Annotated in this window: 17 protein-coding genes; 6 read left to right on the top strand and 11 right to left on the bottom strand. The window is 43.6% G+C overall.

What is annotated here, in order from left to right:
- Positions 1-80 precede the first annotated feature (80 nt).
- Positions 81-1,505: an MFS transporter gene (locus CEQ32_RS14225; protein WP_055647869.1), complete on the top strand. Its 1,425-nt coding sequence runs from the start codon at positions 81-83 to the stop codon at positions 1,503-1,505.
- 29 nt (positions 1,506-1,534) lie between these two features.
- On the opposite strand, the gene CEQ32_RS14220 is transcribed toward CEQ32_RS14225, so the two are convergent.
- Positions 1,535-2,368, bottom strand: coding sequence for a sulfotransferase family protein (locus CEQ32_RS14220; protein WP_088586247.1), 834 nt, complete (start codon positions 2,366-2,368; stop codon positions 1,535-1,537).
- Between the two features lie 304 nt (positions 2,369-2,672).
- Here CEQ32_RS14220 and CEQ32_RS14215 point away from each other — a divergent pair, with 304 nt between their 5' ends.
- Both CEQ32_RS14215 and CEQ32_RS14210 read left to right on the top strand, forming a co-directional pair.
- Positions 2,673-3,788 (top strand): Fic family protein, encoded by a 1,116-nt coding sequence (locus CEQ32_RS14215; RefSeq protein ID WP_088586246.1) that lies wholly within the window; start codon positions 2,673-2,675, stop codon positions 3,786-3,788.
- Between the two features lie 297 nt (positions 3,789-4,085).
- The gene (locus tag CEQ32_RS14210) at positions 4,086-5,384 is read left to right on the top strand and encodes a restriction endonuclease (protein WP_088586245.1); all 1,299 of its coding nucleotides are present in this window, start codon (positions 4,086-4,088) and stop codon (positions 5,382-5,384) included.
- A 42-nt stretch (positions 5,385-5,426) separates the two neighbouring features.
- Here the strand turns inward: CEQ32_RS14210 and CEQ32_RS14205 are convergent, their stop codons facing one another.
- Complete coding sequence (locus CEQ32_RS14205) at positions 5,427-7,337, bottom strand: response regulator receiver domain (RefSeq protein ID WP_055648732.1); 1,911 nt, start codon at positions 7,335-7,337, stop codon at positions 5,427-5,429.
- The gene (locus CEQ32_RS14200) at positions 7,337-8,080 is read right to left on the bottom strand and encodes an ATP-binding protein (RefSeq protein WP_088586244.1); all 744 of its coding nucleotides are present in this window, start codon (positions 8,078-8,080) and stop codon (positions 7,337-7,339) included. The genes CEQ32_RS14205 and CEQ32_RS14200 overlap by 1 nt, the downstream gene beginning before the upstream one ends.
- 45 nt (positions 8,081-8,125) lie before the next feature.
- Here CEQ32_RS14200 and CEQ32_RS14195 point away from each other — a divergent pair, with 45 nt between their 5' ends.
- The gene (locus tag CEQ32_RS14195) at positions 8,126-9,328 is read left to right on the top strand and encodes an IS256-like element ISSod4 family transposase (RefSeq protein WP_032482388.1); all 1,203 of its coding nucleotides are present in this window, start codon (positions 8,126-8,128) and stop codon (positions 9,326-9,328) included.
- Here CEQ32_RS14195 and CEQ32_RS14190 read toward each other — a convergent pair.
- The 5 genes from CEQ32_RS14190 to CEQ32_RS14170 form a co-directional block, all read right to left on the bottom strand.
- The gene (locus CEQ32_RS14190; protein WP_088586243.1) at positions 9,325-11,655 is read right to left on the bottom strand and encodes an ATP-binding protein; all 2,331 of its coding nucleotides are present in this window, start codon (positions 11,653-11,655) and stop codon (positions 9,325-9,327) included. The two genes, CEQ32_RS14195 and CEQ32_RS14190, sit on opposite strands and share 4 nt — an antisense overlap.
- A gap of 49 nt (positions 11,656-11,704) precedes the next feature.
- Entirely contained in the window at positions 11,705-12,865 is a 1,161-nt protein-coding gene (locus CEQ32_RS14185; RefSeq protein ID WP_055648730.1) for a DNA cytosine methyltransferase, read from the bottom strand.
- 420 nt (positions 12,866-13,285) lie between these two features.
- A complete protein-coding gene (locus CEQ32_RS14180; RefSeq protein WP_055648729.1) occupies positions 13,286-13,516 on the bottom strand; it encodes a hypothetical protein in 231 nt (76 codons plus the stop codon).
- A gap of 116 nt (positions 13,517-13,632) precedes the next feature.
- Positions 13,633-13,989: a hypothetical protein gene (locus CEQ32_RS14175; protein ID WP_122040767.1), complete on the bottom strand. Its 357-nt coding sequence runs from the start codon at positions 13,987-13,989 to the stop codon at positions 13,633-13,635.
- 160 nt (positions 13,990-14,149) lie between these two features.
- On the bottom strand, positions 14,150-15,052 hold the full coding sequence (locus CEQ32_RS14170; RefSeq protein WP_055648728.1) for a LysR family transcriptional regulator: 903 nt from the start codon (positions 15,050-15,052) through the stop codon (positions 14,150-14,152).
- Positions 15,053-15,430: 378 nt separating this feature from the next.
- Between CEQ32_RS14170 and yjjG the strand changes: the two genes are divergently transcribed.
- Positions 15,431-16,135: a pyrimidine 5'-nucleotidase gene (gene yjjG, locus CEQ32_RS14165; protein ID WP_037426395.1), complete on the top strand. Its 705-nt coding sequence runs from the start codon at positions 15,431-15,433 to the stop codon at positions 16,133-16,135.
- A gap of 97 nt (positions 16,136-16,232) precedes the next feature.
- On the opposite strand, the gene fis is transcribed toward yjjG, so the two are convergent.
- From fis to prmA, 3 genes are all read right to left on the bottom strand, one after another.
- The gene (gene fis, locus CEQ32_RS14160; protein WP_006083371.1) at positions 16,233-16,538 is read right to left on the bottom strand and encodes a DNA-binding transcriptional regulator Fis; all 306 of its coding nucleotides are present in this window, start codon (positions 16,536-16,538) and stop codon (positions 16,233-16,235) included.
- A gap of 16 nt (positions 16,539-16,554) precedes the next feature.
- Positions 16,555-17,523: a tRNA dihydrouridine synthase DusB gene (gene dusB / locus CEQ32_RS14155; protein WP_037413666.1), complete on the bottom strand. Its 969-nt coding sequence runs from the start codon at positions 17,521-17,523 to the stop codon at positions 16,555-16,557.
- Between the two features lie 174 nt (positions 17,524-17,697).
- Positions 17,698-18,579 carry a 50S ribosomal protein L11 methyltransferase gene (prmA, locus tag CEQ32_RS14150; RefSeq protein WP_037413663.1) on the bottom strand — a complete coding sequence of 294 codons (882 nt, stop codon included), beginning with the start codon at positions 18,577-18,579 and terminating at the stop codon, positions 17,698-17,700.
- A 427-nt stretch (positions 18,580-19,006) separates the two neighbouring features.
- Here prmA and CEQ32_RS14145 point away from each other — a divergent pair, with 427 nt between their 5' ends.
- Positions 19,007-19,732: a fumarate reductase cytochrome b subunit gene (locus CEQ32_RS14145; protein WP_088586242.1), complete on the top strand. Its 726-nt coding sequence runs from the start codon at positions 19,007-19,009 to the stop codon at positions 19,730-19,732.
- Positions 19,733-19,821 lie beyond the last annotated feature (89 nt).

The raw sequence follows: 19,821 nt of genomic DNA, 5'->3' as shown, positions 1-19,821 counted from the left end.
ACGGGGCGTTTTGTTTTTTGCTTATATACGACATAATTGCACCATTAAAAACCCTTAGTCTCATATGGATTTGGCTTGGAATGGGCAACCACGAAGTACCCACTGCATTAACTTGTGCGCGCCGTAGCGCCAGAAATCTCTGGTTAAGGTGTACTCTACGCCGCTCGCAGCAGGAAGCCGTTGCCTCGTCGATGATGACGGCAACCAGCGATAACTTTTTTAATGCTTACGCGATTTTTCTCGGTGCTAGTCTTGCGCAAATGGGTTTTGTTACTGGATTACCGCAGCTCTTCGGGGCGATGTCGCAGTTAGTTTCCGTCTGGTTAGCGAGTCACTTTTCCCGTCGTAGTTTTATTGTTTACTGTGCTGCTTTACAGGCTGTGTTGGTATTAGGAATGGGCGCGTTAGCGGCCTTTCGGCCTGAGCACGCAGTATGGATATTTATCGCGCTCGCCGTGGGGTATCACGGTTTTATTAATCTTATCCAACCCCATTGGCGTGCGTGGATGGGGTCAATCGTGCCTGAACGTCGCCGTGGCGCTTTTTTCGCGGCGCGTACCCGCTTAACCATGGGCGCATCCTTAAGCGTGTTCTTTATTGGCGGTGGTATTCTGACCTTGACCGATTCGCAGCAAATGGCGTGGTTGGGTTTTACGCTGCTGTTTTCGATTGCCGCCATGGGGCGTTTTGTCTCGGCTTGGTTATTACTGCAAATGCACGATCCTGATCCGCGTGAAGCCAAGCAGCGCGGCGTGTTTATCCAAACCATTCGCAATTTTCGCGGCGCATGGAAGGATAAAACCTTTCGCCAGTACAGCTTGTTTGTGGCCAGTATGCAGGCGATGGTCGCCATATCGGCGCCATTTTTCGCTGTGTATATGCTAGAAAACCTGCACTTTAGCTACATCGAATTTGTGCTCGCGAGTGTGGCCTCGATAGCGACTCAATTTGTGACGCTAAAGTTTTGGGGGCGATTTAGCGATCAATTCGGCAATCGTTTGGTGATGATTATTACCAGTTGCATGATCCCAAGCTTGCCATTGTTATGGCTGTTTTCCGATAACTATCTGTATATTATCCTTATTCAGGCATTTTCTGGGCTGGCGTGGAGCGGCTTTACCTTAAGTACCGCCAATTACCTTTATGATATTCGTCCCTTTCGCAGTGACTTTGCTACCTATGCAGCGTTGCAAGCGTCACTCAGTGCGGGATTCGTATTTGTGGGGGCAATGGTCGGTGGCACGATAGCCTCCCATGCGGCGGATTTTTTAGTCTGGTCAGGCTGGAATGCTTGGCTCAGTAGCCCGATTTTTGTAGTGTTTTTAGTATCGACCATACTGCGCGCATTTGTGACACTGTGGTTTATTCCACGCTCGGTCGAACCCAAAGTCAGGCCTCGGCCGCAGTTACTGCAACTTATCTTCCGTATTCGCGGTTTTAATGCGATTTCGGGCGTGAGTCTCGACTGGCTAACTGTGGTTAAGCGTCGGAAAAATAATGATTAACCTAGAACCTAGAACCTAGAACCTAGAACCTAGATTTTATAATCAAAGAACTTACGTTTTTCAGGCCCCGAGGCATTGGCGCTGATCTTATTCGGGTGTTTATATTCATCCCAACTAGCCACATTGCGGCCGACATTGAGCTTAGGAAAGTTCTGCTGATTTTCGGTAGCGGCTAGGCCCATAAAAGCCAATAGCTGACCGAGGGCACCTTGTTGGCTCACATCGATACTGAGTAAGTCGTGTCTGCCCGCAAAGTAGTTAACCACCTCAGCTTTATGACGCTGATAACAATCGATAAGATGTTGTTCATCCTGCGGATTTTCTACCATTCCTACGCCAAAGCTATGGCGAAAGCTGCGCTTCATGATTGGGTGGAATCGGCCAGTTTTGGCATCCAAATGTGGCAGCATTCGGCTGAGTAACATCTGCATCGACGGCACCCAAGAGTCTAACTCGCGGTCAAGATAAACAAACTTGGCCTCGGGGAATAATTCATCCAACTGCTTGAAATCACTAAAACAAGGCGCATCGGAAATCGCATCAGCCTGCATAAAGGCTGCTTTAGTAAACGCCATATGTGCCACTTTTAAGCCTTGCTCCAATAGCGCCACGCTTACGCTCGTCGTCCCCGTGCGGGGCAAGCCGATAAAAATAACCTTCTGTTTTTGCTCGGCAACAACCGATTCATGCTTAATTGCATTTGGCTTAATTGCACTCGGTTTGGTTGCATTCGGCGCGAGTAAGCTTGGCCTGATTTCATTTGGTTTAGTCGAATCGCACTGTGGCTGATTGAGCTGCACATCTTCACTATGGTTATGCCTTTGAGAATCGGGAAGGGTGGCAATAGTTGGGTTATCAGGCATGGATTAGGCTCGGCATTCTTGTCAGCGTGGTCGCGATGGGTAGGTAAATTGGGGTTTAACATTAGCGTTTTATCAACGTTGGCAGTATATCGCAGTGCACAGGTTTTGGCAGCGCAAAGCTGGCGTTGCGTCGGTATTGCGTTGTAGAGGTAATCAACAGGATAAATTCCTTTATGCTAGAAGCAGTTGGGCAAGGTGAGGCAATTACTTGTATTATTTGCCTCATTTTGTGAGGCGAATAGGTTTGTTAATTGACTCATTGTGTGAGTAGAATAGGCTTGTTATTTGACTCATGGGGTAGGATATGTGGATTTGGCAGCAAGCCGATTGGCCTAAGTTTCATTGGAATATCAGCAGAGTTGATGCCCTGATACGTCAGGTATATTTCAATCAGGGCCAACTGCTCGGCAAGCAAATGCTAAGTCACGACGACAGCCAGTTAACCTCAGCGGCAGCACTCGACACCTTACTCGCTAACATTATCCACTCCAGTGCCATTGAAGGTGAAAAGCTCAATGCGGCTTCGGTGCGCTCATCCTTGGCTAAAAAACTCGGTGTGTCCGAAGACAAACCGTATCCGACCACGGCACAAACCGATGGTTTGGCCGACATTATGCTCGATGCCTTAAAAAATTTAGATACAGAGTTAACCCTTGAGCGGATATTAGGTTGGCATAAACAGTTATTTCCCCAGGGTTATACGCTGTTAAACCCCGTTATTGGTGGAGTGCTACGTGGCGATACGCCTATGCAGGTTGTCTCAGGCCGGATTGATAAACCAACGGTACATTTTGAGACACCCTCTCGAGCGACTTTGGACGCTGAACTCTCACAGTTTATTGAATGGTTTAATGCATCAAGGCAAGATCTGGGTTTAGATCCGCTTATCCGCGCGGCGATAACTCACCTTTGGTTTGTGACTCTGCATCCGCTTGATGATGGTAATGGGCGCATCACGCGTTTGTTGACCGATTTAGCTTTGGCGCAAGCAGAAAAACGCTCAATTCGTTTTTACGCTATGTCGGTCAGTATTCTTGCCCGTCGCCAAGCCTACTATGACATTTTAGAGTCCACTCAAAGGGGAAATGTCGATATTACTCCTTGGTTAGTATGGTTTTTTGAAACCCTCAATGATTGTTTGCTCAATGCGATGGCTGATGTGAACAAGACTCTGCTAAAAACGCAGTATTGGCAAAATGTCGATCAATCCTTATTGAGTCAAGAGCAAGCCAAAGTGCTCAATCGGATGTTAGATGGCGATTTTGAATTAGGGATGAATAGTAGCCAGTACCAAAAAGTCGCTAAGGTGAGTCGCGCCACCGCCACCCGTCACCTTGCGCAAATGGTCGAGCAAGGCTTTTTAGTGAAAGCTGACGCCGGCGGCCGAAGTACGAGGTACTTATTGCCGAGTGGGCAGTAGTGAGTGCTTAGCTTTAAGTCTCAACAGTGGCCACAAAATGGTATCGCCCGCAGGCACGCCGTAAACTCTTCCATGAGGGCTCCACCGCGCCATCCATGGCGCAGAGGGCCTGCTTATCGATACCATTTTCCGCTATGAAGCCCTCGTATCGCGTCAACTTCAGTGTGAGCCTTGAATGAGGTTACAAATTAGCAGTTGAATAAGCGCATACTCACAATTGGTATCCACATTTCTTTTAATTAAATATCAGTATGTTATATTGCACCAAGCTGCTTAGATAAGGATTGGTGACGAATAATGGAAATTCAGATTGGTGATGTACTGAGATATAAAAAGCCAGCATGTGGTAAAAACATGTATGAAGATGGCCACCTCAATTTCCACTTTCTAACCAAATCCATTGATGCCAACAACCTGCAACTTGAAAAGGGAATCAATCCCTGCGCCAAAATCAAAACGAGCTTGGGTCAACTTGTGCGCCCGGCAATACTGATTTCCAGTAGCCCAAATAAAAAAGGATCAGTAGAAACCCCCTGGGAAGATTTTTATGACGTTGATAATGGCCATATTCGCTACTTTGGTGACAACAAAGAACCTGGTAAAGATCCTGCCACAGCACCAGGAAATAAAGCACTACTTGAAGCGTTTCGTTTAGCCCATTCACACAGTGTGGACGAGAGATTATTAACTCCACCTATCTTGTTTTTTAAGCGGGCGATAGTTAATGGCGTCGCTAAAGGCTATCCGCAATTTTATGGATTGGGGATCATCAATAGTGTCGAATTAGTGACTCAGTGGGACAATAAATTAGCTCGCACTTTTACAAATTATGCCTTTGATTTTACTGTGCTTTGCATTGCTGCGGAGCATGAAGTATTCGAATGGGATTGGATAAATAGCCGCCGTAAGAAAGGCTTTTCGCTTGCGATAACCAATAATGCCGCCCCTAAAAGCTGGCGACAATGGCTAAATGAAGGCAGTAATTCCCTTAATAAATTACGCCGCCGAGTTTCCAAACTGAGTCTAGAGAAAACGGTAAATCAAAAGCCTATTCCGGGATCTGAGTCCGATAAAATTTTAAATCAAATTTATGATTACTATGCCAACAAGAAGCATAGATTTGAGGCGCTTGCAGAGGTTATTGCAGAGCGCGTAATCGATAGGGAGCTTGGAATTTATCAAAAAGGCTGGGTGACTCAAGGCTCGGGTGACGGTGGTGCCGATTTTATCGGTAAGGTGACGTTGGGCAGTGGATTCTCCAAAGTGGAGTTGATTGTGCTAGGGCAGGCAAAATGTGAGTCACTCAATACGCCAACGGGCGGTAATCATATTGCTCGTACAGTAGCTCGCTTAAAGCGTGGTTGGCTCGGTGTGTATGTAACCACCAGTTATTTTTCAGATTCAGTTCAACGAGAAGTGATTGAAGATAAGTATCCAATAGTCTTGATTCATGGACGCAGACTTGCAGAGGAAGTCGCTAAGTTAGTGTATGAAAGCGAAGCGTATTCCAATGTCGCAGAGTTTTTAATCGCGATGGATGCAGTGTATCCATCGCGATTAAAGCAAAGGCAAGCTGAAGAGATTTTGAATAACTAAAAAATACAAACTTAATATGTACTAGCCCATTCTAATTTTTTACTACTGAAAATGAGCACTTACTAAATCAACGCCTATACGTGATTCATATTGCAGCTGGGTATTTTGATATCGAGAGGCAAAGCTATCTCTTAGTTTAGCTATAGGTTTCAATTTTTTAGTAATTATTTCCAACTCTTTAGTTTCCTTATTTGTATTGAAAAATTGTACGTCCTTATGTTCCCCACCTCCAATCAAGTTCGAATCGTGATTAAGTACGACACCTTGTTCAATAGTTGGAGTATCTTTGTCTTCATAAACACTTAAAGCAAGTCTGTTATCAGCATCACTAATAAAAATAGTGTTTGATTGGTGCGCATCCTTTAAGCATTTCAGTAAGCTTTCAGTTTTATTAGCAAGCTTTATAAACCGCATTGGCCGATGAGGTGTCATGCGCTTAGCTATCTGCCCTGTAGGTTGGTTTGGTACCGTGTTACAACTCGGTGCAATACATAAGTAGAATGAACCATCATCTAAATCTTTAAGAACAACGCCTGTAGATATATAATTTGGTAGTTCCTTTTCTGTAGATAGTTGCTCATTGAGAGCATGTAAAACGTCGGCACAAAATTCTTTATCAGCGGCCGAAGCTGAACGGTCATAATTTTTTCTTGCTGCGGACATTACATTTTTTAAATATAAATTGTACAGATTAGCTTCAGATTTTGGATCTACATATGTGGGAATGTTATCAGCTACATTGTTTGCTGTATCTTTGACAAAATTAAGTAGCTCGCAGCTAGATTTAACTTTATCTACCACGTCAGATAGTAAAGTGTTTAGTAATTCTCTACTTGCTTGAATACGATTATCATCATGCACTCTTAAAATACCCCAAAGAGCAGCTATCTGTTCAAAAGAACTTTTAGCAAGTACTTTTTCCATCGAAAGATTTGCATCTTCTATTTGGTTTTGAAGCTCAGATGTAATTACACGATAGAAGCTAGGGTACCAATCAACGAGTGCTCGTTCTATTTGTCCCCAAACCTCTTCAGGGGTTGTATCGCGCAATACTCTGTCCTCTCCAGCAGGTCTTTCTTTTTCGCAAAGAACGATAAAAACAGCACCAGCTTGAAGCCATAAATTCTTTTTGCCATGAACATCAACATTTGACAGAGGCTTAGAATTTTTATTGAACTTAATCACACTTTTTTCTAATAACCACTTAACATGCTCAGCTTCGGGTTTTTCATAACCGTTACCTTCACAGATAACCTGAAATTCATTAGTAGTGACTTCAATGTTGAGCTCAGCTTTTAAATACTCAGCTTCAATGTTTGCGTTATAAAACTGATCCCATTCATTGTTCCAGTCACCATAAAAATCATTCCAAGAGTCAATCAAGCGTTCGTCATTATTGAAGAATGCATCAACATTGCCAATGTGAGCCCCCCTTAAAGTTGCTGCAATTTCTCGCCAAACATCTTTTAAGTCTTCAGCAGTAAAAACAACCACGACGTTCATATGTTTACTGCGACTGAGTTCTGATATTAGATTCAGTGAATGCTCTGCAGGATTGTGTTCAGTAGCTGCTTTCAGATGGTAATCGAGTACGATTAGATCGCTTTTCCGTATTTTGTCTATATCTAAGTTGTTAGTCTGGTTTTCTACATCACAAATCAGTTTTTTTGTGTGGAAAAAATCAACAAATTGCCCAGCAGTTTCAGAAGACATCAATTCAGAACTTGATCTGTTAACAATATTGCGAATTGCTGTTAGTTTTAGTTTTAGTTGTTCAATTGTTTCTTGTTCTTCTGCTGGGGCTGAGATCAGTTCACCCAGTTCATTCTTTGTATTTATGTAACTCTGCCCAATTCCCTGATATGGAAGATAATGATCATCAATTAATAGCACTGATTTAATCGCATTATCGCGAAATGCACTTACAATTTTTTCTCTATATAATGCTGGCATTATCTTACTTCCATTCCACGAAATTGAATTACAAAATTAGCACCATCTTGGATTAGCTTTTCTTCTGGCTTTTCTGCGTACCAGATATTATGGCGAGCTATTGCAAGATTTTGTTTAGAAAGGTACAAACCTACACCGTTACCTGTTGGTCGGCGGCTATAAAACAATTGAAATAAATTGCCAATATCGTCGGGATCAATTGCGGGACCATTATTAGCAATAACAACCAAATCATTAATGATACCAACCTTTATTTCACGCTCATGTTCGGCTAACGCCACCCAATATAGCGCATTATTCAGTAAGTTGATAAATACCGGGATAATCCGAGATTTCACATCTACAACATTCATGCGTATAAAAGTATCACTGAACTCAAGATTAATGTTTTGTTGTTCAAACTGATCTTGAAAGAATAATTTAACATTTTTGACAATCTCTTGCCCTGTAATATCATCGCGTGTCTGATAACCGGAAAGCTTAAGTGGTGATAGAAATCTGAGGTATTCGGTAAACTGTTTATGTGCTTTCATGGCATTTTTAAAACCAAGCTCTGCTTTTGCACTACTGCTCATCGAATTGAGTGAGCGAGTTACGGCTTTATCTTGTGCACTTAATTCATGGGCTAAAATCTCAAAGCTGATACCGAGCTGCGCAAGACTGCGCATTTGGGTAATCTCTTGCTCTGCTTTAACTCGTTCATCTTCTGCTAACGTAAATGCCGATTCGAGGGTAGTGTTCATAATTCTGTGTCATTTCAGTAAAATATTCAAAAACAGGAATGACACATGACCCAACCTTTTAACTTCGAACAAGCCCTTAAAGATCTGCAATCAGGTAAAAGCCTCACAGGTAAAGACAGCATTCTTGGTCCACTGATCAAGCAACTCACTGAAGCGGCTCTCCAGGCTGAGCTTGAGCAGCATTTAGCGCATGATCCTCAGCCTAATCGTAAAAATGGCAAAACCTCTAAGACCATTAAGTATCCGTCCGGTAACTTTGAGTTAGACGCGCCTAGAGACCGCAATGGCACCTTTGAGCCTCAGTTGATTAAGAAAAATCAAACTACGCTAACCGATGAAATCGAACGTAAAGTGTTATCGATGTTCAGTATAGGTATGAGCTATCGCGATATTAATCAACATGTTGAAGATATGTATGGGCTCAATGTGTCTAACGCAACAGTCAGTGCTATCACTGACAAACTCATCCCCGAACTTAAAGCGTGGCAACAGCGCCCATTAGATAGCCATTATCCTATCGTTTGGCTTGATGCGATACATTACAAAGTCAAAGAGGATGGGCGTTACGTCAGTAAAGCCGTTTACACATTGTTAGCGCTTAATATGAAAGGAAAAAAGGAAATTTTAGGGCTTCACTTGTCCGAAAATGAAGGCGCTAATTACTGGCTATCCGTACTGACCGATCTTAATAATCGTGGTGTAAAAGATATTCTTATCGCCTGTGTTGACGGTTTGACCGGTTTCCCTGAGGCCATAGCCAGTATCTTCCCTCATACGGAAACACAGCTATGTGTTATCCACCAGATCCGCAACTCAATGAAGTATGTCGCCTCAAAAAATCAGAAAGCGTTTATGGCTGATTTAAAGCCTGTGTATCGAGCCGTGAGTAAAGAAGCCGCAGAGATGGCATTGGACGAACTGGAGGCCAAATGGGGTGATGCTTATCCGCTGGTAATCAACTCTTGGCGTCGCAAATGGCATAATTTGTCCCATTATTTTAAGTACCCAGAACATATCAGGAAAGTGATTTACACGACCAATGCGGTTGAGGCTGTGCATCGCCAATTTAGAAAGCTCACCAAAACCAAAGGTGCTTTTCCTAATGAAAATAGCTTGTTGAAGCTACTTTACGCAGGCATATTAAACGCCTCAGATAAATGGACCATGCCAATCCACAATTGGAGCCTTTGTTTATCTCAGTTAGCGATTTATTTTGAAGGACGTTTAGATAGCGTGCTGGAAATTTAAAAATTAGCCTGACACAGAATTTTGAACGCCCTCGATTCGAGGTCTACACCTTGCTCTAATTTATCAAGGGCCTGTAAAAAACCTTCATATTTGGTGGCAATATCATCGGCTAAGTCGCGATAGATTTTATCCAACGAATTAAGTACTTGGGTTGGATCACTGGCATTGGTCACTGCATCGAGTAATGGCAAAGCTTGCTGCTCAAATGCTTCTTTGTCGGTTCGCGCTGTTTTTTTCCAAGTTGTCAATAAACGTTCTAGGGTTTTATCTATTTCGTTGGCATATCGATTCACCTGCTTAGTTAGTGCAGAATCAATCGCATTGTATTTGTTCAGTGCACTTTCCATAGGCGAGCGCTGCTGACTCAGTGCTTCTAGATTATTTAAGCGCTCGCGGCATGTTTGTAATAGTTCACTGAGTTCACCAAATAAATCGCGGTAGTTCCGGTATTGTTCTTCAAGATGATCGTCCATTTTTGCAGGCTTGTTGGGCGCTTTTAGCTCAGGTCTAAGTGCTTCTAGCTTATCAATACTTGTAACTAACTCATCTAAATGATGAAGCGATATTGCAACGCCTTCTTCTAGCTCCTTATGCACGCTTCGAGCTGATTCCACATGGATACTAAGCTTAGGCAAATTGATTGTCATTGCACTGGTGAAAGCTTTTTTTGATAGCCTTGCAGATGAGTTACGTGCTTTAAGTTGTTTTTGTTTATCTTTCGATAACTGCTCAAGCATTATTTTTCGTTCTTCGGAATAACTTCCAAAATACGTGTCTGCTAATTTTAATAGAAGTGCCCTGACAAGTTCTTTTAACTCTCTGGCCGCTTGATTTTTAACAAAACCTTCTCGTCCTGCCTTATCTTTTAGTTGTTGATTACTTGTTTGGTTTAAGAGTATTTGGCCAAATAAGCGTCTAGAAGCCCAATAATAACGCCCCGCATTTTTTCCCCGACTTTCTTCAATCTGAAAGAAATCATTATCAGAACGACCATAGGGTAGGACTCGTAATCCATCGCGAAAGATCATAAAGCCTGCGTATTTTTTGGCTTGTCCTTGTAGGTACGAATTATGCTCTGGATCATGGGTAGATTTAGAAAGTTCTAGCTCAAAGGTGCCTAATTTAACATCAAAAGCTCCCGTTTTTGTTAACGCGTCCATACCAGGCGTTCGGCAGGGAATGACTACATTCGGGTATTCCTTTCCAAAAGCTGTCACATGACCCCTAAACCAGCCTTTATCATCAACTTGCCCAACCACTTTATGTTCTAGAGTTTCAAATTCAGATAGCTTGAATACATCTTGATAATTGAGAATTGCTGTCTTCTCACCAAAAGGGTACCCGGAGCGATCAAAGGCAATAATCTCATAATGGAATTCGTTGCTCTCATCCGATTCTCGATTAAATGGGTCGACAAACGCGCGCAGAGTATCTACTAAATCTTGCTGGATAGCTTGATACTCATTAGCTTCACGACTTATATCACCTCTGTTAGTAAGCAAAGCTAAATCACGACTAAGGTCCAATAGAAAAAGAGCTGTACCGTGCTCTGCGCCATCTAATTCTGCCACTTTATTTAAAAGGGGGACCCAACTTTCAGAGTGACTTGATTTAAATATAAAGTTTTCACTTAGCAGCCTAACTTTTTGCTCCGTTGATATAAATTCTTCATTATCTTGGGGATTATGCCTTAAATCGAAAGCTTCTTTCTCGTCTTCGCTAAAGCGCTGCCACATATGGCGGAGAATTTTTTCATCTTCAGTTTGTGGGTTGAGAGCGAGGTTATTAAGCATCTCTTGCTGCAGGCCTGAACATACTTCGGGGAGCTCATCGAGACTATCAAACTGCTGCATTGGCACTTTAATATCATGTAAACCCAGATAGGTGTTTTCAAATAAACGCCAGTCAATCAGTGCCGCGGAGTATTGTGTATTAACCTTTTTAGTTACGATAAGGGTGACTGGTGCTAAAAATGCAGTAGAAAGTCGGCCAATCCCTTTTTCACCTTGAGTATATCGATGTTTTAAACCAAAACGGTCTTCTTCAGGTAGAAGGCTTTTCTTGGTTTTTGATGCAGTGCCAATGGTTAGCCAGCTATTACTTAACTGCTCATAAGTCATACCGCAGCCATTATCAATAATGGCACCACATTTTATATCATCATCGAATAAATGGAGGGCGACATCTCGAGCATAAGCATCGTAAGAGTTTTTCCAAAGCTCACTAACAGCTGTGGGGGCATCTGCGATTTGACCTTTGCCTAGGTGGTCGACAGTGCGAGCTTGAGCTTTAAACGAAACCGATTTTCTTGAAGATTCATTTCTCATATCAAATGGTTACATTGGAAAGTAATGCAACCTATTCTATGCACTTTTTTTAATTCAATCCATTTATTATCGATTTAATTAGAACTTTGCCGAGTAAAGGGGGAACAGCATTACCAATCTGTTTACCTTGTTGAGTCGAAGTACCCAAAAAAATAAAGCTATCAGGGAAGGTTTGTAATCGAGCGGCATGGCGTAGTGTCATACCTTGGTTTTTCCAAGGATGAACAAAACGACCTTTAGAGGGATTGTTACATCCGGTAGTGATGGTATTACTTGGTAAGTGGATCATTACTCGGCCATATACGTCTTTATGACCTTTATATCCATTTGAATGGCAGGGCAGTCTAAATTCTTCGCCAGCGTCTTCGCGGCTTCCATTTAAAGGTGTGGCTTCAAATTGCCTAATCATTTTGGGTGTTGGCCGCATTGTGATGTTACAAGGATCACCCTCTTTTACGGCTTCACCATATTCTAGGTTGAGTAGGAGATCTCTTGCTTCATCATCTGCAAGCTTAGTTTTTGGTCGAAAATACTCTTCAATATATTGCTCGATAAGGTCTGCTGGTATTTTTTCAAATACAGTTGAGGCCGTTTTCCAGTAAGGTGATTTATTACTAGACGGTGAGGAGTGTGTCGCTGCTGGCGGAAAATTTGCAGCATCAACATTCAGGTCTTTACGTGTACCAAAGATAAAAACACGTTTACGGTTTTGTGGCACGCCATAGTCTTTAGCGTTGAGAATGTCGCAAAAATGAATGGTATAGCCATGGGTTTCTGCGAGAGCTAGAAGCTGATTGAGATAGTTTTCATGGCGTTTCCATAAAAGTCCCGCCACGTTTTCAATCAAGAACGCTTTTGGTCGTAAACCATCAACAAAATCAAAATACTTCAACAGAAGCTGATTTCGGGGATCATTAATACCTGCACCGTTAATCCTATGAGTCGAGAAGCCTTGACATGGTGGGCCACCAAGGAGCAAATCCAATTTTCCTGGTTTGAGCTTTAACTCTGTCATTAAGGCGGGCAAGTCGACAGCATTAATATCGCCATTAATTAATTTAGTTGGCGCTTTTAGGCGTTCAATGAGGTTACGTTGATAAGTAACGGTAGCGGCTGTATCTAGTTCGATAGCTGCGATGACATCAATGCCACATTGATGTGCGGCAAGAGATAAGCCGCCAGCACCCGAAAATAGATCTATCGCTTTCATTAATCATCAGTCCAAACTCAAATTTCGAACCGCAAATTATACATGGCAAGCACTATTCCGCTAGCTTTTAGTTTGTGATTGAGGAGTTTGTAATTGTGATAAAACTTAATGACTAACTTATATTCACATCGTACAAAATAACGCCACATGCTTAGTCGTTAGAAAGCTTTTTTGCAGAAATGCTTTTGGGGCTATAAGTACAGATACCTGATAGAGCTGAGGCCGTATTAGAATCGACATTGTTGCACCAGTGACCGTCTAAAACAGGGAGGTTTTAGTCGAGCCTACATGGAGGTATGAACGGCGTGTCACTGGGGAAATAATGGAGGTTAAGTGACTCATTTTATGTATCACTTTCTACTCTGTTTTTTAAATTTGATCATTATATCAATTGGTAATGAGTGGAACACCCATAAGCAACTAATCCTCTTTTGCCCTAGAATTTATAAATTGTTGTGCATCTGCCAGTGCAAAATCAAAATGAAATACTAGCCCTGATTGAATTACTTTATTATCAAAGCATACGAACCATTCAAAGCCTCCTCTGAACCGATCTGGGTTTCGTTCGATGTAGATCACGTATCCACACCATTCTTCTTCATAAGCGACAAAATAAGCCTCTTCAAACTGGCTAACGGATTGGTATTCCATGATTTAAACCTAGTGTATTGGTAGGCTTATATTTTCAGTCATTGCTGTTGTATGTCCCACGGACTATGAGTCACATCGAATAGTTTTATTTTATTAGTCGGGCATTTATGTCGTGGTTATCGTATTGAAACGACTTTGGCGCTCAGTTGCTGTTTTATCTGCTCAAGGTAGTGAATTAGGTCACTGGGTTGTTCAAATTCAAGCTGTAGTGTTGGTTGAGAAGCGGTACGGATTTCTGGGTGTAGGTTGTCGCCGTCATTTACGGCTGAAATGATGCTGTAGCGGGGATAATCTTCTTCGCGGCAGATGGGGTCGGCATAGTCGACCCAAAGAATAAAATAGTGGTTGTTGTGTTTGAAGTAAAAGCTGGGACACATGTCGTTTTGGTAGCTTTTATCGATAAGAAATGTGTATAAGCTTAGGTCGAAGCCAAGCTCAAATTTATCGCCAAATGTTTGCTGATAAGCACTCATTTTTTTGCCTTAAATCATCGCATTAAGTGATGTTAAGTATAGCTGAGGCATTTGCTTAACGAACTGTTTTATTTGGTTTAAATGTGTTTTCATTAGTCTGTTTTGGCTGTGTGGTTATGTTCGTTATAACCATCATGTAAAGCCGTATTTATCGTTAACCCTAGCTAATAATTGCCCTATTTTTTGCTAAGAACTCCATCAAAAACTCAATTAATACCGTCACTTTGGTCGGTTGGTATTTTCGCTGTGGATACACGGCGTAAATGCCATGTTCGGGTAACGGATAGTCTGTAAGTAACGCCTGTAAATGTCCGGTTTGCAGAGCTGGCTCAATAATAAAATGTGGCAGGTTGGCGATACCTAGGCCATCGAGACAGGCTTGATGGATGGCATCACTATTATTGACCTGATAGTTTCCTTTGGGTTGAACACGTTGCACGCCATCGGGACTGTGGAAACTCCATTCCACACCATCTTGAAAGTAACTGTAAAACAAGCAGTTGTGCTGAGTTAACTCGCTAGGAGTCATGGGTAAACCGTGCTGCGCGAGATATGCGGGGGACGCGCAAATCACGCTCAAACAAGGGGCAATTTTACGGGCGATAAGGCTGGAGTCGGGTAATTCGCCGATACGAATGGCTAAGTCGAAGCCGCCTGCGATTAAATCTGTGGTCTTGTCATCCATTTGCATTTGCAGCTGGATATCGGGGTAACGCCTTAAAAATTCAGCTATTAATGGCGAAATATATCTGCGTCCAAACGCCATAGGTACTGAAATCCGCAAATTGCCTCTAGGTGTTTGCTGCAATTCAGAGATGGCATCCAATCCTTCTTGGGTGAGCTGTACCGCCGGGCGAATGTACTCGAAATAGCGCGCGCCAGCGTCGGTTAGGCTTAAGCTGCGGGTGGTGCGTTGTAATAGTTGAATCCCTAAGTGCTGCTCCAACTGTGTGATTCGTTTGCTGATGGCTGATTTACTGAGTCCAAGCTTTTGTCCCGCCGCAGAAAAACTACCGCATTCGACCACAGTGACAAAAATGGGTAGAGCAGAAAAATGTTCCATGTGCGTCCTATTCTGTTGAGGCGAGGTTGGTTACTGCATTTCGATTCGATGTAATCAGTCTTCACTTAAGCGGGCCAAGAGATAAACCAGACAGAGCACGTTTACTGTTGAGTTATGTTCAACAATAGGTTGCATTATCACGGTATTATCCGTAATGGATAAAGATAGTAGACTATTTTGCAACAAAAACGGTGTTCCCATAAATAGAATCTTGCGCCTGTTTTGTGCGTTCGATGCCATGTTGGATGAGGCCGACTGCATGATCCCGAGTTGAGTTTGGCGATGCGTTAATTTGCTATGGTGTTAGCGGCTTCCCTATACTGCCAGTGTTGACAATTTTTAATTAGTTACATTTTATCTTTTGTTAGGAGTGTTATTTTGTCCTCAAACCAAACCTATTCCTCGGCCACGCCCTATGCTTGGGTGCTTTTCGACGCCGATGAAACGTTATTTTATTTCGATGCCTTTGAAGGACTAAAGTTGATGTTTGCTGGCTTTGGTGTTGAGTTTACTCAGGCCGATTTTGAGGAATACCAAAGGGTAAATAAACCGCTTTGGGTTGCTTATCAGGATGGCAAGATCAGTGCCGCAGAGCTGCAAACTATCCGTTTTGAGCCTTGGGCAGCAAGGCTTAATGTATCGCCACAAATCTTAAACAGTGCATTTTTAGCCGCCATGGCTGAGATTTGTGCGCCGCTGCCCGGTGCGCGCGAATTGCTATCGGCATTGCAAGGTAAGGCTAAACTGGGGATTATCACTAATGGCTTTACTGAGTTGCAGACGGTGCGCTTACAGCGAACAGGCTTGCAGCATCATTTTGATATTTTAGTGATTTCAGAAAAAGTCGGCATCGCCAAACCCGATGTGGGTATTTTTGAGCATGCGCTTGAGTTAATGGGGCGGCCAGCGCGTGAGCAAGTATTAATGGTGGGTGATAATCCCCATTCCGATATTCAAGGCGGTATCAATGCCGGTATTCATACTTGCTGGTACAACGTCCATGGCCATGCTGCGCCAGCGGGGATCACCCCACATTATCAAGTGAACTCCCATCAAGAGCTACAACAGATGCTGGGGCTTTAAGGCGATATTCGGGGTACATATTGCCGTACACATAATGCGAAAAGGGGCTAACCTTTGCAGGTTAACCCCTTTTCTAACAATCACTTAATCTAAAAGATTAGTTCATTCCATATTTCTTTAATTTCTTACGCAGAGTACCGCGGTTGATACCTAGCATGTTTGCTGCGCGGGTTTGGTTGCCGCGAGTGTGTTGCATGATGATGTCAAGCAGAGGTGCTTCAACTTCACTTAGCACCATTTCATACACTTCTTGTGCTTCCTGACCGTCCAACTGTGCGAAGAAGTTAGTTACGGCACGCTTAACAGCATCACGTAATAACTGGGGCTTGATAGTGCCGTTTGCGGTTTCGATTTTGCCAACGGTAAGCTGGTGAACTTCTGTGTTAGTTGTCTGATCAAACATTCTATTCTGCTCTTTATTAATTCTTTACTAATTCATCAAAATAATATTCCACGAGGGAATACTGTTCTGCAGCGGTTTCCAGCTGATTAAAGTCAGCCCGAAACTGGCGCTGATCCTCCTGGTCTAGGTACCATCCAATATGTTTTCTGGCGAAGCGGATACCCTTATATTCACCATATAAATCATAAAGTTTGGTGAGGTGTTCCAGCATCACTTGACGCTGTTCTACCACCTCAATGGGCGCTAGCTTATTACCCGTCTCCAAGTAGTGCTGGATTTCTCTGAAAATCCAAGGTCGTCCTTGAGCACCCCGTCCTATCATCAGAGCATCGACACCGGTGTAATCCAGCACAAAGCGGGCTTTCTCCGGACTGTCGATATCCCCGTTTGCGACAACAGGAATCGAGACATTCTGTTTAATTGCTTTAATGGTGTCGTACTCGGCGTCGCCTTTGTACATGCATTGTCTCGTGCGGCCATGAACGGCCAGCGAGGCAATGCCACAATCCTCGGCAATCTGGGCGATTTGAACACCGTTCCTGTGTTCAGGCTCCCAGCCTGTGCGAATTTTTAACGTAACGGGCACATCTACTGCAGCTACCACGGCTTGTAAAATGTCTTTTACGAGGGGCGGATTTTGCATTAAGGCTGAGCCAGCCAGCTTTTTATTCACTTTTTTTGCAGGACATCCCATGTTGATATCAATGATATGGGCGCCTTGTTCAACGTTGAACTGGGCGGCCTGCGCCATTAACTCTGGATCTGCACCTGCAATTTGCACTGAGCGAATACCTTCCTCACCAGAATGTGTCATACGCTGGCGGCTCTTATCCGTATCCCAAACCTCAGGATTGGATGAAAGCATCTCCGACACCGCTAAGGCTGCACCATAACGAAGACAGAGATTACGGAAAGCTTGATCGGTGACACCTGCCATTGGTGCCACGATCAGCTGATTCTTCAGTTGATAGGGTCCAATCTGCATTTACTGTTTCACCTTAGCTCTTCAAAGGGGCGCTATAGTAGCCCTTTTTATTGGCCGTGAAAAGGTCAATAAATGACCTAGGAGCAATTTTTTTTCTTGACTTTTTAGCCTTGAGAAGTAATCGGCAAAATTAGTCTAAGCCAGTGGTGGCGCATGTTGCGCCACCCTTTAGCGTTATTTGCGCGTACCTGTCAAGCGGCTCCAATCTTCTTTGTGAGCCGCTTCGTCCATGTCGAACCATTGGCTATAAAAGTCAGAGATTTCTTGCGCTTGCTCTTTTAGGAGTCCAGAGAGGGCTAATTTACCGCCTGTTTTGACTCGGTCGGCGATAAGGGGGGCGAGTTCGCGCAGTGGGCCTGCGAGAATATTGGCAACTAATACATCGGCCTTAAGATCGGCGGGTTGATCTTCAGGCAGGTAGAGCTCGAGTTGGTCGGCAACATCGTTACGCTCGGCATTGGCTTTTGAGGCGTCAATGGCTTGATAGTCGATGTCGATACCAGTGACTTTTTTCGCGCCCAGTTTTAGGGCGGCAACGGCAAGAATCCCTGAGCCACAACCAAAGTCGATCACTTCTTCGTTGCTTAGATCTAAGCTGTCTAACCACTCTAAACACAGTGCTGTCGTGGGGTGAGTGCCTGTGCCGAAGGCCAGACCCGGATCTAAGATCACGTTGACTGCACTTGGATCGGGCACTTCACGCCAGCTTGGGCATATCCATAGGCGTTTACCAAATTGGATTGGGTGGTAGTTATCCATCCATTCGCGGACCCAATCTTTGTCTTCAATCTGCTCGATTTTATGGCTGAAGTGTTCACCTAAAAACGGCAGGGTTTTCAGCATCTCAATGCTTGGGGTTAGATCGGTATCGGCTTCGAATAGCGCGACAACCACGGTATCACGCCACAGCGGGGTTTCGCCCAGTTTAGGTTCAAAAATCGGGGTGTCTTTACCATCTTCAAAGGTAATGGAGACTGCGCCTTCTTCCATGAGTAAGTCGCTGATGGTTTCTGCATCATCACTGTTAGTGTTAATGCGGAGTTGGATCCAAGGCATGGGTTAAATCCTGTGGCTAGGGTTAAAAAATATCACGCTATTGTATACCCAAACCGCGCTAAATTGCAGAATTCGGTGGCAATTTCGCATTGTTCAATTAGATAAATGAGTTGCTGTGCAGCAGGGGATTGGCGAGTGATAAATGGATTTTATTCTACGCCGACAAAGAGTTAGTCAGTCATCCTTTTTGTGCGAAAATGCGAACCGGTCGTTTCGATTTTTAGTATAAACATATGAAATATAATGGTTAATTGGTTTTACCTTTGTTTGGTTTTTTACTTGCTTTTTGTGATCGCCTTCTAAGAGTTGACGCTGCTCCCGTGAGTTACCTCACGCTTTAAATCTGTGACGCTCAGCCGGGTATTTTGTTACTGCTATGGTGTAGTTTGCAAAGAGGTGTCAACAAACCATCAAAGGTAAAAGCAAGATGATAAGCGTAACGCGCGTTCACACTAGGGTGAAAACACAGGGGATAGGTCACCCTTGGTCGGCTAAGGCTGATCGATTACAGAGCGCGACAGGCATTATGTTGGGATGCTTCCTGTTGTTGCATATGCACTTCGAGTCGAGCATTTTGCTGGGCAAAGAGGCATTTTACCAAGTAGTACAACTGCTTGAAGGCGGTATGTTTAGTAGTACAGGCCATGGCTTTCCGATGGTTACTAAAGTCTTCTCGGTTTTTATGCTGTTAGTGGTGATATTGCATGCCGCAGTTGCGCTTAGGCGGTTTCCGGCACAACTGGGTCAGTGGCGGGCATTGCGCTCGCATTTAGGTGGCATTAATCACCGTGATACCCATGCATGGTTTTGGCAGCTCATTACTGGCTTTATTCTGTTTTTCCTGGTGCCTGTACATCTGTTTACCATGATCTTAAATCCTGAGATTGGCCCACATTTATCCGCCGAGCGTGTTTATCACGATAATGCTTGGCTGCTTTATGCCTTATTGCTGCCCGCAGTGGTGATCCACGCCATGATTGGTTTGTACCGTGTGGCAGTTAAGTGGGGCATTACCACTCAACGCTCCGGCTTACGTAAACTCGCTAAGATATTAATTATCTATTTGTTGTGTCTAGGTAGCGCTAGCTTAGTTACTTATATGTTGATCGGCAGCGAGTTGACTGTTCCTGTGCAGCCCTATGTGCCCCAGTAATTTGAATGCCAACCCTGCTGCGCGCATTGCACTGAGATAATTCGCCGCAGGATTTTGTGTCGCTGCCACTCGTTTTTATTGGTTCTATC

It is taken from the genome of Shewanella sp. FDAARGOS_354 (genome assembly GCF_002209245.2).
Lineage (GTDB): Bacteria > Pseudomonadota > Gammaproteobacteria > Enterobacterales > Shewanellaceae > Shewanella > Shewanella xiamenensis.
Note: the sequence above shows the minus strand (reverse complement) of the source record. Positions and strands in the feature narration are given on the sequence as shown.